Source organism: Halomonas sp. N3-2A (assembly GCF_002216165.1).
In the GTDB taxonomy this organism is placed as follows: Bacteria; Pseudomonadota; Gammaproteobacteria; order Pseudomonadales; family Halomonadaceae; genus Vreelandella.
In genome coordinates this window covers 2,005,239-2,022,539 of sequence record NZ_CP022286.1, presented here as the reverse complement: position 1 = coordinate 2,022,539, position 17,301 = coordinate 2,005,239, and the positions used below count along the sequence as shown (strand labels likewise).

Below are 17,301 nucleotides of genomic sequence, written 5' to 3'. Positions count from 1 at the left end.
AAAAGGTGATTTATGAACGCATCCATTTTTGAGCAGGGCATGCCGCCCACCGTTGCTAATCATGTACCGCTCTCTCCGTTGACGTTTATTGAGCGTTCGGCGGCGGTGTATCCTGATTACCCGGCGGTTGTGCATGGCACAACACGCCGCACCTGGGCAGAAACCTGGACCCGCTGTCGCCAATTGGCGTCGGCGCTTGAAAAACGCGGCCTTCAGCCCGGCCAAACGGTAGCGGCGATGTTGCCTAACATTCCGGCGATGTTTGAAGCCCATTTTGGGGTGCCTCTAGCTGGCTGCGTGCTCAATACCTTGAATATTCGCCTGGATGCCGAAGCCATCAGCTACATGCTGGCCCATGGTGAAGCGAAAGCCGTTCTTGTTGACCCTGAATTTGCACAGGTCATCAACGAAGCCGTTGCCTTATTAGACGATAAACCGCTGATTATTGACGTTTTCGATCTAGAGTTTTTAGGCGAAACTCAAGGCATCGGTGAGGTTGAGTACGAAGCATTGCTCGCTGAAGGTGATGCTGACTATGTCTACAAACTGCCTGAAAATGAGTGGCAAGCGATTTCACTGAACTACACCTCGGGCACCACGGGCAAGCCCAAAGGGGTGGTTTACCATCACCGTGGCGCCTACCTAAACGCGGTCAGCAATATCTTAGAGTGGGCCATGCCGCATCATCCGGTCTACCTCTGGACCCTGCCGATGTTCCACTGTAACGGCTGGTGTTTCCCCTGGACAATTGCCGCCAACGCCGGTGTTAGCGTGTGCCTGCGCAAAGTTGATCCAAAGCGGATCAACGACCTGATTGTGGATGAGAAGGTCACGCACTTCAGCGGTGCGCCGATTATACTGAACGGCCTTGTCAACCTGCCTGCTGATCAGAAGCGTGAATTTGATCATCCCGTTAAAGTGACCACTGCCGGTGCCGCGCCGCCTGCATCAGTGATTGCGGGCGTTGAGAAACTTGGGATTGAAGTGACCCATGTGTACGGGTTAACCGAGGTTTATGGTCCGGTGACGGTGTGCGCTTGGCGTGAATCGTGGAATGAGTTGCCGCTGGAAGCCCGTGCCAAAATCAAGGCGCGCCAAGGGGTGCGTTACCACATGCTTGAAGCGCTTTGTGTCGCTGACCCGTTGACCCTTGAGCCCGTCGCAAAAGATGGCGAGACCATTGGTGAAATTTTGATGCGCGGCAACAACGTAATGAAGGGCTACCTGAAGAATGCCGAAGCTACTGAGGAAGCCTTAGAAGGAGGGTGGTATCACACTGGCGATCTCGCAGTTTGGCACGCGGATGGCTACATCGAAATTAAAGACCGCTCTAAAGACATCATCATTTCTGGCGGTGAGAATATCTCCACTATTGAAGTGGAAGATGCCATTTATAGCCACCCAGCGGTAGAGGAAGCCGCCGTTGTGGCCAAGCCCGATGAAAAGTGGGGCGAGACTCCATGCGCGTTTGTTAAATTAAAAATCGGTTATGGTGAAATTACCGAAGCCGACATTATTGCTCATTGCCGAGAGCATTTAGCGAGCTTCAAAGTACCGAAGACAATCATTTTTAGCGAATTGCCAAAAACGTCAACGGGCAAAATTCAAAAATTTGTTTTGCGCGAAGAAGCGAAACAGCACTGATTCAGGGGATAAATAACGATGAGTGAACAACCAATCGGTGTAGTGGGAGCAGGCACCATGGGGCAGGGGATCGCTCAGGTCGTCGCTGCCAGTGGTTTTACGGTTCGTCTCTTTGATGTCGCCGATGAGCAGCTTAGCCGCGCCCAAGCCAATATTGATAAAGGCCTTGGCAAGCTGGTCGCGAAACAAAAAATCAGCGAGCCAGCTAAGCAGGAAGCGCTGGCGCGGCTTTCCACGACCACTGATCTTGAAGCATTGAGTGACTGCGGTATTATTATTGAAGCCGCACCAGAGCAACCCGCGCTGAAAGAAAAGCTGTTTCGTGATCTGAGTCATCTAAGCAGCGATGCGATTCTCGCTTCGAACACCTCGTCACTCTCGCTAACGCGGTTGGCCGCCGTGTGCGAACGGCCTGAGCGGGTAGTGGGCATGCACTTTTTCAACCCAGTGCCGGTGCTCAAGTTAGTGGAAGTGATTCGTGCTGAGCAGACCTCTGATACCACTGTTGAGCGCATAGAAGCGTTGGCAAAAGCGCTAGGTAAAACAGCGGTACCGATTGGTGACTCGCCAGGCTTTGCGGTTAACCGCTTGTTGGTGCCGATGATTAACGAAGCCGCCTTTATCGTGCAAGAAGGAACCGCAACACCAGAGGCCATCGATGAAGCAATGAAGTTGGGCGCTGCCCACCCAATGGGGCCGTTGGCGCTTGCGGATTTAATTGGTCTCGATGTTTGTTTGGCGATCATGAACGTGTTGCAGGAAGGGTTTGGCGATCCTAAATATCGTCCCTGCCCGCTGCTAAAGCGCATGGTGGATGCGGGATATCTGGGACGTAAGAGCGGTCGCGGCTTTCATATATACGAGTGAGCACACGTAAGCGCATCAGGTCAGTCAAGCGCGACAAAAGAAGTGATTGCCTACCAACCAAGCGTTCGCTAGGGTTGGTAGGTGTTCACTTTAAATGCGTAATAACAATTAAGGAGCCTGTATGAGCGATGCAGTGATTGAGAAAGTTGATAACGACGGTGTGGTACGCCTAACGATTAATCGCCCTAAGGCATTGAATGCGCTGAATAGTGATGTGCTGAGTGCCTTAGAAGCTCATCTTGTGGAACTTGAAACGAATCCACATTTACGCGCTGTCCTCATTACCGGTGCTGGTGAAAAGTCGTTTGTTGCCGGTGCTGATATCACCGAAATGCGCGATAAATCGCCAGAAGAAGCGCGTGCTTTCGCTACCCAGGCGTTACGCACCATGAAACGCTTAGAAACATTGCCCGTGCCGGTGGTCGCGCTAGTGAACGGGTTTTGCCTTGGCGGCGGCTGCGAATTGGCGTTGGCCTGCGACTGGGCGGTAGCTAGCGACAACGCTGTCTTCGGCCAGCCAGAAGTGTTGCTAGGAGTGATTCCTGGCTTTGGCGGCACTCAGCGTTTGCCGCGTCGTGTTGGCCCCGCCATGGCGATTGATCTAGTAACTACTGGCCGCAAAATCGATGCTCAGGAAGCGTTACGCATTGGGCTAGTCAACCGTGTTATGCCCCAGGCTGAGCTGGAAAGCTATGTAGAAGAGCTCACCAAGCAACTTAAAGGCAACGGCCCGCTGTCAGTACGCGGCGCGAAGCAAGCCGTTCACGATGGGTTAGATCAAGATCTTGATAGCGCCTTGGCGCTGGAAACCAGCCTGTTTGCGCTCTGTTTTGCCGGCGAAGAGCAGAAAGAGGGCATGGGCGCTTTCGTTGAGAAGCGCAAACCTAACTTCTAAGCGTTCACTCATTCAATTTTACTTCTTTAGGGGGTAGCGCTTGCGCTACCCCCGTTTTATTCTCAGGCTTACTACCTTAGCTCTCTATGGAGTTGCCACGATGCAATGGGCCGCGTTTATCCTCGCCGCGCTTGGTTTTGCTTACCTACCCGGACCTGCGATGTTGTACACCGCAGCGCAAACGCTGGGGCGAGGCCGACGGGCAGGATGGTTAGCCGTTATCGGTGTGCATATCGGTTGCTACGTCCACGTGATTGCTGCCGCGCTAGGCTTAGCGCTACTGTTTGCGGCTATTCCGCCAGCTTACATAGCGATGAAGGTCATCGGTGGGCTTTACCTGCTCTGGATGGGGCTGCGCCTCTGGAAGCAGGGCATTCGCTCCCATGGCGATGAAGTTCCACTGGCAACCACTAAGCGCGTACTGCGTGACAGCTTTCTGGTTGAAGTGCTCAACCCTAAGACGGCGCTCTTCTTCGTAGCATTTCTACCTCAATTTGTTCAACCCGATAGCGCCATACCGGTGGCATGGCAACTGCTTTGGCTGGGTATCGCCACCAATGTGTTGTTCTCTTCTGCAGATGTCATGGTGGTGCTGCTGGCTAGCCCGCTACGGGAGTGGCTACAAAAGTCCCATGGCTCCTCCAGATTGATTCAACGCATTGGCGGCGGCGTATTAATGGGATTAGGAGGCAATACCTTAGCTCAGGCGGCGCGTTAAGAGTGGCTTTATATCGACGGATTTAATTTCCCATCCTGTGCTTTACTTATTCACAGCGCTTCGGATATGCCCTGTGTTTCGATAAATCCGCTACACTGACGCAAATTTTAGATGGATATTTCCAATGGCGTTGAGTGCTACCCCTTACAAAGTTGATGTCAACCTGACCGACCTTGATCGCAATGTCTATGAGACACTGCGTTTTACCGTGGCTCGGCACCCTTCTGAAACCGAAGACCGGATGTGCGCACGTTTAATCGCCTACCTATTGTGGTACAGCGAAGCGCTCGCTTTTGGTCGTGGCCTTTCCGATGTGGACGAACCTGCCTTGTGGGAAAAAAGTTTGGATGGCCGCGTGCTGCACTGGATAGAAGTCGGTTTGCCGGATGCCGAGCGTCTTACTTGGTGTTCACGCCGTGCGGAGCGGGTGTCACTATTAGCTTATGGGCGAGTAGATCTTTGGAAAAATAAAGTGCTACCGGCGGTGGCGTCGCTCAAGAATGTGCATGTAGCAGGGCTACCGCAAGAGGCACTTGCTACTATCGCAGAGGGTCTGCCACGGTCCATTAACTGGGCAGTCATGATCAGCGACGGATCGCTGTTCATTACCGATGAAAATGGCCAGCATGAAGTAACGCCTCAGTGGCTTCTCCGGGATCGTTAGAAAGTTCAAAGCTAGCGAGTGGCCATGCATGGTGTGGCGACGTTTTTTTCACGACAGGATGTCGTGATAGGCAGTGAGTTAGCGATGTAGATAGCAAGAAAGTTCGCTTGCTATCTATTCGCGCCATTACATACAATCATTCATGTTTGTTAATAATTGATCGCTCTTGCTTTCCCCGATACTCAAGGATTGAGCCATGAATAATACCTCTGCTCTAGGCAGGAAGGTGCTACTTGTTATTTTACCGTTAAGCCTAATGCCCACATTGGCCGCGGCTAGCGATAGCTCCCTGTCGGTAAAGTTTGCAAATGATGGCCTTGCCAGCAGCGATGACGGCCATTTTACCAGTGGTTTTGAGCTTAACTGGACCTTTACGCCGCAAGAAGCAAGTTGGGTGCAACGCCTTGCGACAGCGTTGCCCGATAGCCTTATCGGCCAAGCGGATAGGGCGTCTTATCGTTTGATTCACCAGATTTATACGCCGAACAATATCGAGCGCCGCACGTTGATCGAGGATGATCGCCCTTATGCAGGTCTTGTCTACGGCGGAGTGTCGCTCTATGAAGACGTGCCGATGGGGCAATGGACGCAAGCGACCGATTTACATCTCGATATTGGGCTCGTGGGGCCATCTTCCCTTGCTGACAGTATTCAGCGCGAAGTACACCTAGTCACCGATAGCGATCGTCCTCGAGGCTGGCAAAATCAGCTGGGCGATGAGGCGCTGGTGAATTTAACCGTTCGTCGCCAATGGTGGAGTGACATACCGCTAGCCGGTAAACAGTTCTCCCACGGGCCCAGTGTGGGGGCAGCGTTAGGCAACTTATATACCTATGCTAGTGCTGGCTATAGCGTACGCTGGGGAGATGGTGCCGAAGGTATTCCTGCGCTGACACCCAACCCGGGTAGCCGCCATCTAATGAGTGGCCATCGTGGGTGGCAGTGGTATCTGTTTGCAAATGTAGAAGGCTATTACATGGCGCAGAACCTAACACTGGATGGTAATACATTCAGAGATAGCCACTCCGTTGACCGTGAAGAATGGGTAGCTGAAGCCTCCGCAGGACTTGCCATGGCCTGGGAAGACTGGCAAATAACCTATGCTGCTGTTCAGCGTACTCGTGAGTTTGATGGACAAGATGAGCAGGACAAATTCGGTGCGATTACGTTAACGAGACGTTTTTAGAGTGGTGATAAACAGACGCGATAAACAGAAGTAATCAACGTATTATCGATACGCCCGTCAGTATGACGAAACGGGGTGTTTCCTCTTGTGAAATACACTTATGCAATTAACTGCGCTGACGGGAGTAGTCGACAGTGGTAATCTGCGGCACTTTGTTTCTTAACACTTAAGGACGCACCGTGAATATTAAAGCGAATCTCTCTATTCTAGATATTGTTGGCCACTTGCTGATTTGGGTCGTGCTAACGATTATTACTTTCGGGATTGCACTGTTTTTCTTCCCCTACTCGTTTTCACGCTTTGTGATTAATCGTACTTCAGTGGTGGATACAGCAACAGGCGTAGAACGTAAGATGGTGTGTGATATCAATATTTTTAGCAATATTGGTCATATCATTTTGTGGATGATTATCTCAGTTTTGACGCTTGGGCTTGGATATATTTTTTATTTCTATCGTGTTTGGAATTACGCACTGAATAACTCTCGCGTCCAGTAACTAGAAGAAGTGCTGCTTTCAAAGGCTTTTGCCACTCAGCGGCTCAATCGTTAGGGAGATGAAAGCCAGGTTTCTGCCCAGTTCTTGCCTCAGGTAGTAGCGCTAGAGCTGGGCTGACAAGGCTTTTATTGTTCTGAGCGCTTTGTCGATGAAGGGAAGTGCCCCTGTGGTGCCTCAGTAGCGCCTAGTCTGGATGGTTTGTATAGATGGTTAGTGTGGATGCTTAATAAGTACCTTAACCAATCGCCGTACAATAGGCGATACGAGGTTAATTACCGGTAGAGCAACTGCAAAAGCAAAGAGCCATGCTTTCAGCCAAACAAAGACAATGCCTTCAATGAAGCCGACATTGTAGAGCGTAATCACCAGCGACATAATGCACGACATAAACAGTGCCATTAAGAAAGAAAATATCAGCTGGGCGTATTTTGGATCAAACATGGGCTGCCTCTGTCAGACACACTATGAATAATGAAGTAAAAATCGCTAACTAAATCAGGATCGATAATGCAGTAAAGAGCGGTAGTGGAATACGGTAAATCGCCATCCTTAGCGATCGTTAGCCAATGCGGCCGCCTTACCGGTTCACAGTTGTCCTGGGTTTAACGTTTATCTTCGGTCTTGTGATCAAAATCACTGGCATCGTGACGCTCGTGGAGCTGTTCGCCAGGCTCTCCCCAGGTGCGGTTAACCATTCGGCCACGTTGAACGGCAGGACGTGCGTCAATCTCATCGGTCCAGCGTAAGACATTCTGATAGGTATGGGCGTCTAAAAACTCAGCGGCTTCATACACGCGGTTTTTTACCAGTGCGCCGTACCATGGGTGAATCGCCATATCTGCGATGGTGTACTCATCACCCGCCATAAAGCGGTTATCTGCTAAGTGACGATCCAATACATCCAACTGACGTTTCACTTCCATGGTATAGCGATCAATCGGGTACTGGTATTTTTCTGGTGCGTAAGCATAAAAGTGACCAAAGCCGCCACCCAGCATGGGCGCGCTGCCCATTTGCCAAAATAACCAGGATAGGCACTCGGTCCGCTTCGCTGGGTCGTTGGGTAAGAACGCAGCAAATTTCTCAGCTAAATAAAGCAGAATCGCACCTGACTCAAAGACCCGCTGGGGCGGAGTGGTGCTGTGATCCATTAGCGCTGGAATCTTAGAGTTGGGGTTTACCTCAACAAAGCCGCTGCCAAACTGATCACCTTCGCCAATTTGTATCAGGTGAGCATCGTATTCCGCTTGTTTAATACCCTGTTCCAGCAGCTCTTCAAGCATTACGGTGACTTTCACGCCGTTTGGGGTTGCCAGAGAGTAAAGCTGTAGCGGATGCTTACCCACGGGTAATACTTTCTCGTGGGTCGCACCAGCAACGGGGCGATTGATGTTAGCGAATTTTCCACCGTTACCAGGTTCCCATTTCCAAACCCGCGGTGGCGTATAGGTCGTGTTGTCGCTCATGATGTCCTCGCTATTCCTACAATAAAAAAGGGCGGTGCGGCGACTCACCCGAAATGTTGCGGCTACTAAGGCGTTATGGGGCCTTAAAATGTGGGTACAAGGATAGTGGGTTGTTAGTCTGATAATAAATAGTTATTTACCATGGAGAAATGTGATGCGGACTATTGGCGTATTAGGCGGTATGAGCTGGGAGTCGACACAAAGCTATTATCAGGCGCTAAACCAAGGGATTAATCAGGCTCTTGGCGGTTTTCACTCAGCGCAGATTGTGATGGTAAGTGTTGATTTTGCTGAAATAGAAACCTTGCAGCAGCAGGGCGATTGGCAAACTGCTGGCCAGTTACTCGCCAGTGCAGCCAAACGTATTGAAGAGGCTGGGGCAGAGTGTTTGCTGTTGGCCACCAATACCATGCACAACGTCGCGCCTGCGATTGAAGCCGCTATTCAGATTCCCTTTTTGCACATCGCCGATGCTACCGGGGAAAAATGTCAGAGTGATGGCGTGACTCGGGTTGGGTTGATAGGCACCCGTTTTACGATGGAGCAGGACTTTTACAAGGCGCGCTTAAAAGAGCGCTTTGGGATTGATGTCGTCATTCCGAATGAGCAAGAGCGTGTCGAGGTGCACCAGGTCATTTTCGACGAGCTATGCCATGGTCATATCCACGCCTCATCGCGTGAGCGTTATCTGGATATTATGACGTCGCTACACCAGCAGGGCGCCGAGGCGATCATTCTAGGTTGTACCGAGATAGCGCTGTTGGTTGAGCAGAAACACACCCAGATAGCGCTTTATGACACCACCGCCCTGCACGCAAGCAAAGCGGTGGCTTGGGCGCTAGGTAATTAAACCAGCGTCAGAGTGACATCGATATTTCCGCGGGTAGCGTTGGAGTAGGGGCACACAATATGGGCTTTATCGACCAGTGCTTGGGCAACGTCTTTTTCCAAACCAGGCAAGCTAATTTTTAGCTCAACTTCAATGCCGAAACCGGTAGGAATAGCGCCAATACCGACACTGCCATTGATCTGGGTATCGTCGGACAGTTTAACTTTTTCCTGGCTGGCGACGTGCTTAAGAGCACCTAAAAAGCAAGCAGAGTAGCCTGCAGCAAACAGCTGTTCGGGGTTGGTGCCTTCACCGCCGGCGCCACCTAGCTCTTTGGGTGTGCTGAGCTGAACATCCAGCGCGCCGTCAGAGGACTTAGCATAGCCCTCGCGGCCGCCAGTGGCGTGAGCATGTGCGCGGTAAGCAACAGTTTCAATAGACATAGATTATTTCCTAAACTTGGTTGTTATGGACATAGTTGTTATGGGCATGGCTGTTATGAGCCAAACGTGTGTTTGGGGGTTTAATTTAGTGCAGCTTTATTTTGCGCGCAAGTGAATGGGTGAAGAAATTACCTACCCGGCCACAACGTTCAGCTGGTTACTTGACCTTAAGTAAGTTTTCGCGCAGTTGGACTAAATCCTCTTTCAGTTGGTTGAGTGCTTCAACCGACTTTTCGCTGGCGTTGACCACACAGCTGGGAATATGGCGCGCCTGTTCACGAAGCGAGCGGCCTTTATCGGTCAGGAATAACTCGACGACACGTTCATCTTGCAGGCTACGCTGCCGGATAAGTAGCTGATCACTTTCAAGTCGCTTTAGTAGCGGCGTTAACGAGCCAGGATCTGTAAGTAAGCGTTTGCTTAGGGTACCTACTGTTAGGCCATCTTCTTGCCACAGTACCAGCATGGCGAGGTATTGCGGGTAAGTGAGCCCCAGCTCTTTGAGCAGAGGTTTATAAACTTTGGTCATCATCAACGATGTTGAATACAGCGCAAAGCAGAGCTGGTGATCTAGCTCTAATTCGCTACAAGGGTCTAGCGCTGGCATGTCGACTCCAGGACAGGGTGCATAACGCGTAATGTAGCGCGCGGGGAAGTGAGTAGCTATCCCTAGACGTTGGTCGTAAGTTGGTCGTTTTGTTTTGACACCGCGTGTTGCGATAGCTAGCCTTCACGTATCGGATGTTACCGGTAACAATTTGTTGGAACATAAACTGCAAACCTGATGGCCGATACGATTCGATAGCCTTTCGGTAAATAGCCAACCAACAACAACGACTATTCTGGAGATAACGTCATGACAACGATCTGGCGCAGCACGCTTACTCTGGTCGGCGCGACCACTCTGACTTTTGGCATGGCACATGCTCAAGGCCCTGAACTTTCTGATCCGCCCGCGATTGAAGGCGACGTAGTGGCTGACCACGGCAGTCACACCTTGCGTATGGGCATTGGCCTGTCCGAAACATCGCCGCAGTTTCTCTCTAGCCAGTACTTCGGTGAAATTCTTGAGCAACGTACCGATGGTCGTATTACGGTCAATGTTTTTCCCAACAGTCAGTTGGGCGACGATGTCCAAATGATGGAAATGCTGCAAACCGGCACCTTGGATATGACCTATCCTTCAAGCTCGGCAACGACTGGGTACGTGGAGGCACTTTCAGCATTTGATTTGCCGTTCCTACTACCGAGCCGAGAAGCCGCAGTGGCTGTTATGCAGAGTGACGTGGCTCAGGGAATGTTGGATGCGTTTGAGGGTACAGGCTTAAAAGCGCTGACGTTCTCTGAAAACGGCTATCGTCAGCTGTCTAACAGTGCACGCCCTGTCGAATCACCAGAAGATGTGGCGGGCCTGGATGTTCGCGGCCTGAGCGTACGCACTATGCAAAACCCGGTTCACCTAGCCATTTGGGAAGCGTTAGGTGCCAACCCAACACCAATGGCCTTCGGCGAGCTATTTTCGGCGCTTGAGCAAGGCGTTGTGGACGGCCAGGAAAACCCGTGGAGCACCATCCTTACCTCTAACTTCAATGAAGTGCAGGATTACGGCACCGAAACACGCCACGTTTATACGCCATTTATCATGATGCTTTCCGAGCGTACCTGGAACCGCATGGCACCTGAGTACCAAGCACTGGTGCAGGAAGCCGCCCGACAGTCGGCTGAGTACGAAATCCAACTTTCTGCCGAATATGACGACTGGTCGCGTGAACAGTTAGAAGCACGCGGTATGCAAATTACCCGCTTAGATGATGACCAGTTAGCCGCTTTCCAAGACGCCGTGCAGCCTGTTTATGAAGAGTGGGCGCCGCGTATCGGTGAAGATCTGATCGCTGAAATTCAGCAAATCGTCGAAGACAGCAGCCACTAATCTGCTACGTATAGCGCACCATCGGGCAGGCCCACACGCCTGCCCGACTTGTCAGTGCCCCTCGGAGTTCTTATGACTACCTCCTCTACTCCCCCAAACGTGGTGACCTCTACAGCACCAACGTTGGAAGATCCGTCGGTTTATTTGAACGACCCTAATCGCAAGCTGCTTGAGATTGATACTGAGACGCGTCGCGGTCCTGCGCTGTTCCGCTGGTTAACACTCGCTATGGAGTATTTGATTGGCGCTATTTTGGTGGCGCTGATTGTCGCGGTTTCCAGCAATGTCGTTGGCCGCTCTGTGTTCAACCACTCACTGCCCTGGGTCGATGAGTTGGCGCGCATGCTATTTATTTGGCTGGTCTTTATCGGCGCAGCGGCGGCGTTTGCACGCTATGAACATATTGCTGTTGATGCGCTGGTGAGGCGTTTGCCGTTACGTGTCGCGCACATGCTCTATTGCTTACAACACCTGATTATTAGTGGGCTGATGCTAGTGATGATTTGGGGCGGTTATCAAGTGCTCACGCGCTCAAGTGGACGCTCCGCGATCATGGGCGTACCGCTAAGCTTGGTCAGCCTGTCGTTGGTGTTGTGCGTTATTTTTATCGCGGCGGTATCGCTCTGGCGTATGTGGGTCAGCGTGGGGGTTATCCGTCAACCACATCGCCAATCGGCTGACTTACCAGGGGAGCGTTAATCATGCTGTGGATTTTTCTAGCCATATTATTGGCGTCTATTGTGATTGGTTTGCCGATTGCGTTTGGCCTAGGGGTAGCAGCCTTAGTCATGGCGGTGCTGTCTGATATCCCGCTATCGATTATGATTGAGCAGTCAATTCGTGGCGTAAATAGCTTCCCGCTGCTGGCGATCCCCTTCTTTATTCTCGTCGGCGAAGTGATGAGTAATGGTGGTATTGCACGACGCTTGATGGAGCTTGCTGGCGCCTTAGTTGGCTTTATGCGCGGCGGACTTGGTCAGGTAGCGATTACCGGTTCGATGTTTTTTGGTGGGATCAGCGGCTCGGCGGTTGCGGATACCGCAGCGACTGGCGCAATGATGATCCCATCGATGAAACAGCAAGGTTACACCGCCGCAAATGCCACGGCGATTAACACCGTGTCGTCGGTGATCGGCATTATTATTCCACCGTCTATACCGCTTATTTTATATGGCATTGTTACCGAGACGTCGATCAGTCGTCTGTTTATCGCGGGGATTGTGCCTGGCCTGTTAATTGGCGCCGCGCTCATGGTGACCACCTTTATTCTGGCGAGCAAGCAGGGTGGCGGCGTTCGCCAATTCCGCTGGGATCGGTTGTGGAAAGCGTTTAAGGATGCCTGGTTAGCGCTGGTGCTCCCTGTGATCGTTATTGGCGGCATTATTGGCGGCGTGTTTACTGCCACTGAAGCCGCTGTGGCTGCTTTGCTTTACTCGCTGTTCATTTCTTTGCTGGTATACCGTGAATTTAAGCTCAGCGAGTTGGGCGGTATGTTAATTCGCACCGCAAGGCTCACTGGCATGGTGATGATGTTGTTGGCTTTTGCCACCGTTATTGCGTGGTTTCTAACCATTAACATGGTTCCACAAACCTTAGTGCGCCAAGTACAGGCGATTACCCAGGAGCCGTTTTTGCTGCTGCTGATCGTGGCGGGGCTACTGCTATTGGTGGGGTTTGTAATGGACCTAACGCCAGCCATGGTGATTATGGCGCCAATGCTTGCACCGATCGTGACATCGGTGGGTGTTGATGCCGCTTACTTTGGCGTTCTAATGGCCTTTATTTTAGGCATTGGGTTGTTAACCCCGCCGGTTGGTACCTGTCTGTACGTTGGGTGTGGTGTCGGCAAGGTGTCTATGGAGTCCCTGGTAAAAGCCATGCTGCCTTACTACGCCGCCTTGATCGTTGTTCTGGTGGTGCTGATTGCGTTCCCTGGCATCGTTACTTGGCTGCCTGACCTCACCGCCGTGCGCGGCAATTGATAGGAGCATCGAGTGAATAAGCCATCACATCGTATTCTTGTCATGGGCGTTTCTGGATCAGGGAAGTCGCATATCGGACAGCAATTAGCAGCAGCGCTGGGCGCAACGTTTATTGACGGTGACGACCATCATTCACCGGCCAATGTGGCGAAAATGGCCAGCGGCACGCCACTCAATGACAACGATCGTCGTGACTGGCTGGCAACGCTTGCTGACTTGTTCGCGGCTCATAAAGCGCGCAATGCGTCCGTGGTCATCGCCTGTTCCGGCCTTAAAAAACGCTATCGGGATCGCCTGCGCGAAGGTGACCCTGCGCTGCATGTTTTATATCTAGAAGGAAGCCATGCGCTTCTGCGTGAACGGTTAGCAACCAGGGCAGGGCACTTCTTTAAAGGTGATAATATGCTGGCAAGCCAGCTCGCCGATTTAGAGCCGCCAAGCAGTGATGAAGCGATGACCGTCTCCATTGCGCTATCGCCTAGCGAGATTGTCGAGCACTTTACGGCGGCGCTAGCGCCTACGCTACGCGTTCATTAGGCTAAAGGATGGGATAGGCGAGGGGCCGTACTATTCGCTATGGTATGGCCCCTGCGCATTTTACAGACCTGTATTTAGTAGGCTTACGTACTTAACAGACTTACGCACTTAACAGAACAGTCAGTGACGCCATTGAAGAAAAAACGCCCGACATTACAAGATATTGCTGATCGCGTTGATGCGACAAAAATGACCGTCAGTCGCTGCTTGCGAGACCCTGAAACGGTATCGGAAGGGCTTCGCGAACGTATTTTTAGCGTTGCTGAACAGATTGGCTATATTCCCAATCGGGCACCAGACCTGCTTTCTCGGGCAACCAGCCACTCTATCGGCGTGCTGGTACCATCGCTGACCAACCAGGTATTTGCTGATGTCATTGTCGGTATCGAAGCGTACACCGAGCCTGCCGGTTATCACTTAATGCTGTCTCACTACGGTTACAGCCCTGAGCTTGAAGAGCGTAGTTTGGCCTCGCTGCTCTCTTATAATGTGGATGGGGTCATCTTGTCTGACCGCGATCACACTCCGCGTAGTCTGCGGATGTTGGAGACAGCCGGTATTCCTATTGTGGAGATTATGGATACCCGTCGCCCGCCACTGCAGCAGGCGGTGGGCTACGATAACGTGCAGGCCGCTTACGATATGGTCAGTGAGATGATTCGCCGTGGCAGGCGTCAGGTGATTTATCTGGCTGTGCGTCTGGATGAGCGGACACGCCAGCGTGAGCAAGGCTATCGCCAAGCTATGGAAGAGCAAGGGTTAACGCCGATAACGCTGCAGAGCAGTCAGCGCTCTTCCTACAGCGTCGGGGCGGCGCTCATGCAGGAAATTCAACGAGATCACCCTAGTGCCGATGGTGTTTTCTGCACCAACGACGATGTTGCGGTGGGGGCTTACTTTGAGTGTTTGCGCCATGGCATTAATGTCCCCGAACAGATGGCGATTGCTGGGTTTCATGGCCACGATGTCGGCCAGGCGATGAGCCCGCGCCTTGCTAGCGTTATTACACCTCGGCAAGCCATTGGGGAAGCCGCTGCGAAAGCGCTATTGTCGCGCATTCGTGGCGAAGTACCTGAACACCAAATCATGGATTTGGGGTATCGAATTGAGACGGGTAAAACACTTTAGCTTCAGGGTGGCTAGCGGCGAGCCAGCAAACTCGATAGGCTGTTAATTAAAGATTGGTCATTAAAAAATCGCTATAGAGAGCATGAGACCGCCGTGAATATTACCCAACTCATTGTCTACCCGGTTAAATCCTTAAAGGGAATTAACGTTACTCAAAGTGAACTCCATGACCATGGGTTAGCCTGGGATCGACGCTGGATGCTGGTGGATGCCCAGCAGCGTTTTGTTACTCAGCGCCAGCTACCACAGCTTGCCACCATCGCGGTCGAGTTAACCGATCAGGCATTGGTACTATCTCACCCGAAGGTAGACCCGATCGCGATTCCCCTTGAAGACCCCCAAGGTAATTTGCGCCTGGTAAAAGTGTGGAACGACCACTGCAAAGCAGTGCCAGAAAGCGAGGATGTATCGCACTGGCTTGTGGCGGCATTGGGCGAGCAAGCACAAGGCATTAGCTTAGTGCGCTTTGCTACCGAGTTTACGCGTTCTGTTGAAGAAGATTTTCTGGCGGGAGGCGAGGCCCATACCTACTTTTCTGATGGCTACCCTTTCTTGATAACCACCACCGGCTCTCTGGATGCCTTGAATCAAGCGCTTGTTGCCAATGGGCAATCCTCTGTGCCGATGAACCGTTTTCGGCCGAATATTGTGGTCGATTGTGATGATGCCTGGGCGGAAGACCAGTGGGCCACACTCGCGGGCCAGAGTGGCTATGAGCTGACGCTTCGCAAACCCTGCCAGCGCTGCAAAATTACCACAGTGGACCAGCAAACCGGCACTGTGCCGCAACAGGCAGAACCACTAAAAACGCTGCTTTCCTTAAACACTCAGCCTCATCTTAAAGGCGCGCATTTTGGCCAAAACGCCACGCTAACTGCCGGGCAAGGTAGCACTATTCGTGTGGGGGATGAGGTGGTGCCAACGCGCCGCGCGACCTAAGCCTTAATAGTCCGGTAGCAATGGCGGTGCCTGCTAGGGTAATGACCATGCCAGCCACCACTTGAAGACTCAGCGTCTCATTAAGTAGCAAGTAGCCCCATAGCAGTGCGCTGACAGGGACCAAAAAGGTGACGGTTGAGGTCGCTGTGGCCCCTGCGCTAGCTAATAGGCCGAAATAAAGTAGGAAGGCTAATGTGGTGCTTAGCATCGCCAGCGCCAGGGCGTTACCCCAGGCGAGCACGCTGACAGGCTCGCTAGGCCAGAGCAGCAAACCAGGTACCAGTAACACCAGGGCTGACATCGCGCTACTACCAGCCGCCAACACGCGGCTGGGTAGATGACTCAAGCGTGTTTTCGAGTAGTTACCAGCAAGTCCGTAGCAAAACGTGGCACCGAGTACCGCAACAATAAACCAGCCGTCGCCGCCTAGAGTGAAGTCTAGCCGGTCAGCAGACAGCACATACACACCCAGTAGCGCTAGTGCGAGACCAATGTACTGCTGACGTTGGATGGGAGTGGCAAAAAAGGCGGCGCCTAGTAGGGCCGTGAAAATCGGTGTGGTGGCGTTTATCAGCGAAGTAAACCCTGCCTCTAAGCGTGTTGTCGCTAACGCCAACAATGAGAAAGGCAGCACATGATTCATCACACCCAGCAGGAGTAACGGTCCTTTGTGCTGCCAGATCAGCCGCAGGTAGCGCAGGCTCAGGAGCAGCGGCACCAAGAGCAAAGCACCAACTCCCATCCTGACTAACACTAGCGGAATAGCACCAAATTCTGGCGCGGCGACACGCATAAAAATAAACGATAGTCCCCATAGGGAGGAGAGCAAAACCAAACGCAGCGCATCAGCCGATGACATGATGTGTCCTTAGATTCATTGCGGCGACCATAGGTGTGGTGAGTGCCATAGTGCTGCTCAGCTTAACGATAAAGCGTTGGAAAGCGAATAGCGTATAACAGCTAAGCAGTAGTATAGACATGTTGATCGAGTAAATTCGGCAGCGGCGCCAGAATCAGCTACGCTGATTGAGTTGGCGGGCGCAGTGACTGCGTCCTAAAACGAGATGACGCTAACTATCAGAGGAAAGGAGAACGGAATGGATAGTAAAGCAAGCGCACGTTGGGAAGGTGGACTCAAAGATGGCCAGGGCAATGTGGCGACGGAAAGTGGAGCATTGGATGCTGGCTATTCGTTCAAACAGCGCTTTGAAGGAGCACCCGGCACCACCCCGGAAGAGTTAATTGGCGCTGCCCATGCAAGCTGTTTCTCAATGGCGCTTTCGATGATTCTTGGAGAGAAAGGCTTTACCGCTGATGCTATTGATACCAATGCGCGCGTAACGCTTTCACAAAGCGCAGATGGTTTCGATATTTCCAGCATTCATTTGGACGTTGTTGCCAGCGTAAGCGGTGCCGATGACGCTGCTTTTCAAGAAGCTGCTGAAACAGCTAAAGCGAACTGCCCTGTTTCCAAAGTATTAAATGCTGACATAACTATGGACGCAACCTTAAAGGGGTGATTCGAACGCCAGATAACGCCGAAAAGCGCTGCATGTATGCAGCGCTTTTTTATGAT

General features: G+C 52.0%; 20 protein-coding genes. 15 read left to right on the top strand and 5 right to left on the bottom strand.

Features of this window, described 5'->3' with window-relative positions; all coding sequences use genetic code 11:
* The first annotated feature begins 12 nt into the window (after nt 1-12).
* The 7 genes from CEK60_RS09575 (at nt 13) to CEK60_RS09545 (ending at nt 6,471) form a co-directional block, all read left to right on the top strand.
* On the top strand, nt 13-1,644 hold the full coding sequence (locus CEK60_RS09575) for an acyl-CoA synthetase (protein ID WP_089038816.1): 1,632 nt from the start codon (nt 13-15) through the stop codon (nt 1,642-1,644).
* 18 nt (nt 1,645-1,662) lie between these two features.
* Nucleotides 1,663-2,511: a 3-hydroxybutyryl-CoA dehydrogenase gene (locus CEK60_RS09570; RefSeq protein WP_089038815.1), complete on the top strand. Its 849-nt coding sequence runs from the start codon at nt 1,663-1,665 to the stop codon at nt 2,509-2,511.
* A gap of 121 nt (nt 2,512-2,632) precedes the next feature.
* A complete protein-coding gene (locus CEK60_RS09565) occupies nt 2,633-3,406 on the top strand; it encodes an enoyl-CoA hydratase/isomerase family protein (RefSeq protein ID WP_089038814.1) in 774 nt (257 codons plus the stop codon).
* A gap of 100 nt (nt 3,407-3,506) precedes the next feature.
* Nucleotides 3,507-4,124: a LysE family translocator gene (locus CEK60_RS09560; protein WP_038482275.1), complete on the top strand. Its 618-nt coding sequence runs from the start codon at nt 3,507-3,509 to the stop codon at nt 4,122-4,124.
* Between the two features lie 124 nt (nt 4,125-4,248).
* A complete protein-coding gene (locus tag CEK60_RS09555; RefSeq protein WP_089038813.1) occupies nt 4,249-4,788 on the top strand; it encodes a YaeQ family protein in 540 nt (179 codons plus the stop codon).
* 196 nt (nt 4,789-4,984) lie between these two features.
* Nucleotides 4,985-5,974, top strand: a complete 990-nt coding sequence (locus tag CEK60_RS09550; protein ID WP_089038812.1) for a lipid A deacylase LpxR family protein — start codon at nt 4,985-4,987, stop codon at nt 5,972-5,974.
* Nucleotides 5,975-6,153: 179 nt separating this feature from the next.
* Nucleotides 6,154-6,471 carry a DUF6693 family protein gene (locus CEK60_RS09545; protein ID WP_089038811.1) on the top strand — a complete coding sequence of 106 codons (318 nt, stop codon included), beginning with the start codon at nt 6,154-6,156 and terminating at the stop codon, nt 6,469-6,471.
* Nucleotides 6,472-6,681: 210 nt separating this feature from the next.
* On the opposite strand, the gene CEK60_RS09540 is transcribed toward CEK60_RS09545, so the two are convergent.
* Nucleotides 6,682-6,912 (bottom strand): DUF2798 domain-containing protein, encoded by a 231-nt coding sequence (locus CEK60_RS09540; protein ID WP_089038810.1) that lies wholly within the window; start codon nt 6,910-6,912, stop codon nt 6,682-6,684.
* 161 nt (nt 6,913-7,073) lie between these two features.
* Nucleotides 7,074-7,937 (bottom strand): glutathione-dependent disulfide-bond oxidoreductase, encoded by an 864-nt coding sequence (yghU, locus tag CEK60_RS09535; RefSeq protein WP_089038809.1) that lies wholly within the window; start codon nt 7,935-7,937, stop codon nt 7,074-7,076.
* Between the two features lie 154 nt (nt 7,938-8,091).
* Here yghU and CEK60_RS09530 point away from each other — a divergent pair, with 154 nt between their 5' ends.
* A complete protein-coding gene (locus CEK60_RS09530) occupies nt 8,092-8,787 on the top strand; it encodes an aspartate/glutamate racemase family protein (protein WP_089038808.1) in 696 nt (231 codons plus the stop codon).
* Here CEK60_RS09530 and CEK60_RS09525 read toward each other — a convergent pair.
* Both CEK60_RS09525 and CEK60_RS09520 read right to left on the bottom strand, forming a co-directional pair.
* The gene (locus CEK60_RS09525; protein ID WP_089038807.1) at nt 8,784-9,209 is read right to left on the bottom strand and encodes an organic hydroperoxide resistance protein; all 426 of its coding nucleotides are present in this window, start codon (nt 9,207-9,209) and stop codon (nt 8,784-8,786) included. The two genes, CEK60_RS09530 and CEK60_RS09525, sit on opposite strands and share 4 nt — an antisense overlap.
* Before the next feature lie 157 nt (nt 9,210-9,366).
* Nucleotides 9,367-9,816, bottom strand: a complete 450-nt coding sequence (locus tag CEK60_RS09520) for a MarR family winged helix-turn-helix transcriptional regulator (protein WP_089038806.1) — start codon at nt 9,814-9,816, stop codon at nt 9,367-9,369.
* 249 nt (nt 9,817-10,065) lie between these two features.
* Between CEK60_RS09520 and CEK60_RS09515 the strand changes: the two genes are divergently transcribed.
* From CEK60_RS09515 to CEK60_RS09490, 6 genes are all read left to right on the top strand, one after another.
* On the top strand, nt 10,066-11,139 hold the full coding sequence (locus CEK60_RS09515) for a TRAP transporter substrate-binding protein (RefSeq protein WP_089038805.1): 1,074 nt from the start codon (nt 10,066-10,068) through the stop codon (nt 11,137-11,139).
* A gap of 72 nt (nt 11,140-11,211) precedes the next feature.
* A complete protein-coding gene (locus CEK60_RS09510) occupies nt 11,212-11,838 on the top strand; it encodes a TRAP transporter small permease (RefSeq protein ID WP_089038804.1) in 627 nt (208 codons plus the stop codon).
* Nucleotides 11,839-11,840: 2 nt separating this feature from the next.
* Nucleotides 11,841-13,121 (top strand): TRAP transporter large permease, encoded by a 1,281-nt coding sequence (locus CEK60_RS09505; RefSeq protein WP_089038803.1) that lies wholly within the window; start codon nt 11,841-11,843, stop codon nt 13,119-13,121.
* Nucleotides 13,122-13,133: 12 nt separating this feature from the next.
* Nucleotides 13,134-13,658: a gluconokinase gene (locus tag CEK60_RS09500; RefSeq protein WP_089038802.1), complete on the top strand. Its 525-nt coding sequence runs from the start codon at nt 13,134-13,136 to the stop codon at nt 13,656-13,658.
* Between the two features lie 132 nt (nt 13,659-13,790).
* On the top strand, nt 13,791-14,786 hold the full coding sequence (gntR, locus tag CEK60_RS09495; RefSeq protein ID WP_089040895.1) for a gluconate operon transcriptional repressor GntR: 996 nt from the start codon (nt 13,791-13,793) through the stop codon (nt 14,784-14,786).
* Nucleotides 14,787-14,879: 93 nt separating this feature from the next.
* Nucleotides 14,880-15,725, top strand: coding sequence for an MOSC domain-containing protein (locus CEK60_RS09490; protein ID WP_089038801.1), 846 nt, complete (start codon nt 14,880-14,882; stop codon nt 15,723-15,725).
* Here CEK60_RS09490 and CEK60_RS09485 read toward each other — a convergent pair.
* Nucleotides 15,679-16,584: a DMT family transporter gene (locus CEK60_RS09485; RefSeq protein WP_089038800.1), complete on the bottom strand. Its 906-nt coding sequence runs from the start codon at nt 16,582-16,584 to the stop codon at nt 15,679-15,681. The genes CEK60_RS09490 and CEK60_RS09485 overlap by 47 nt on opposite strands.
* Nucleotides 16,585-16,822: 238 nt before the next feature.
* Between CEK60_RS09485 and CEK60_RS09480 the strand changes: the two genes are divergently transcribed.
* A complete protein-coding gene (locus CEK60_RS09480; protein ID WP_038482328.1) occupies nt 16,823-17,245 on the top strand; it encodes an OsmC family protein in 423 nt (140 codons plus the stop codon).
* The last annotated feature ends 56 nt before the right edge of the window (nt 17,246-17,301 follow it).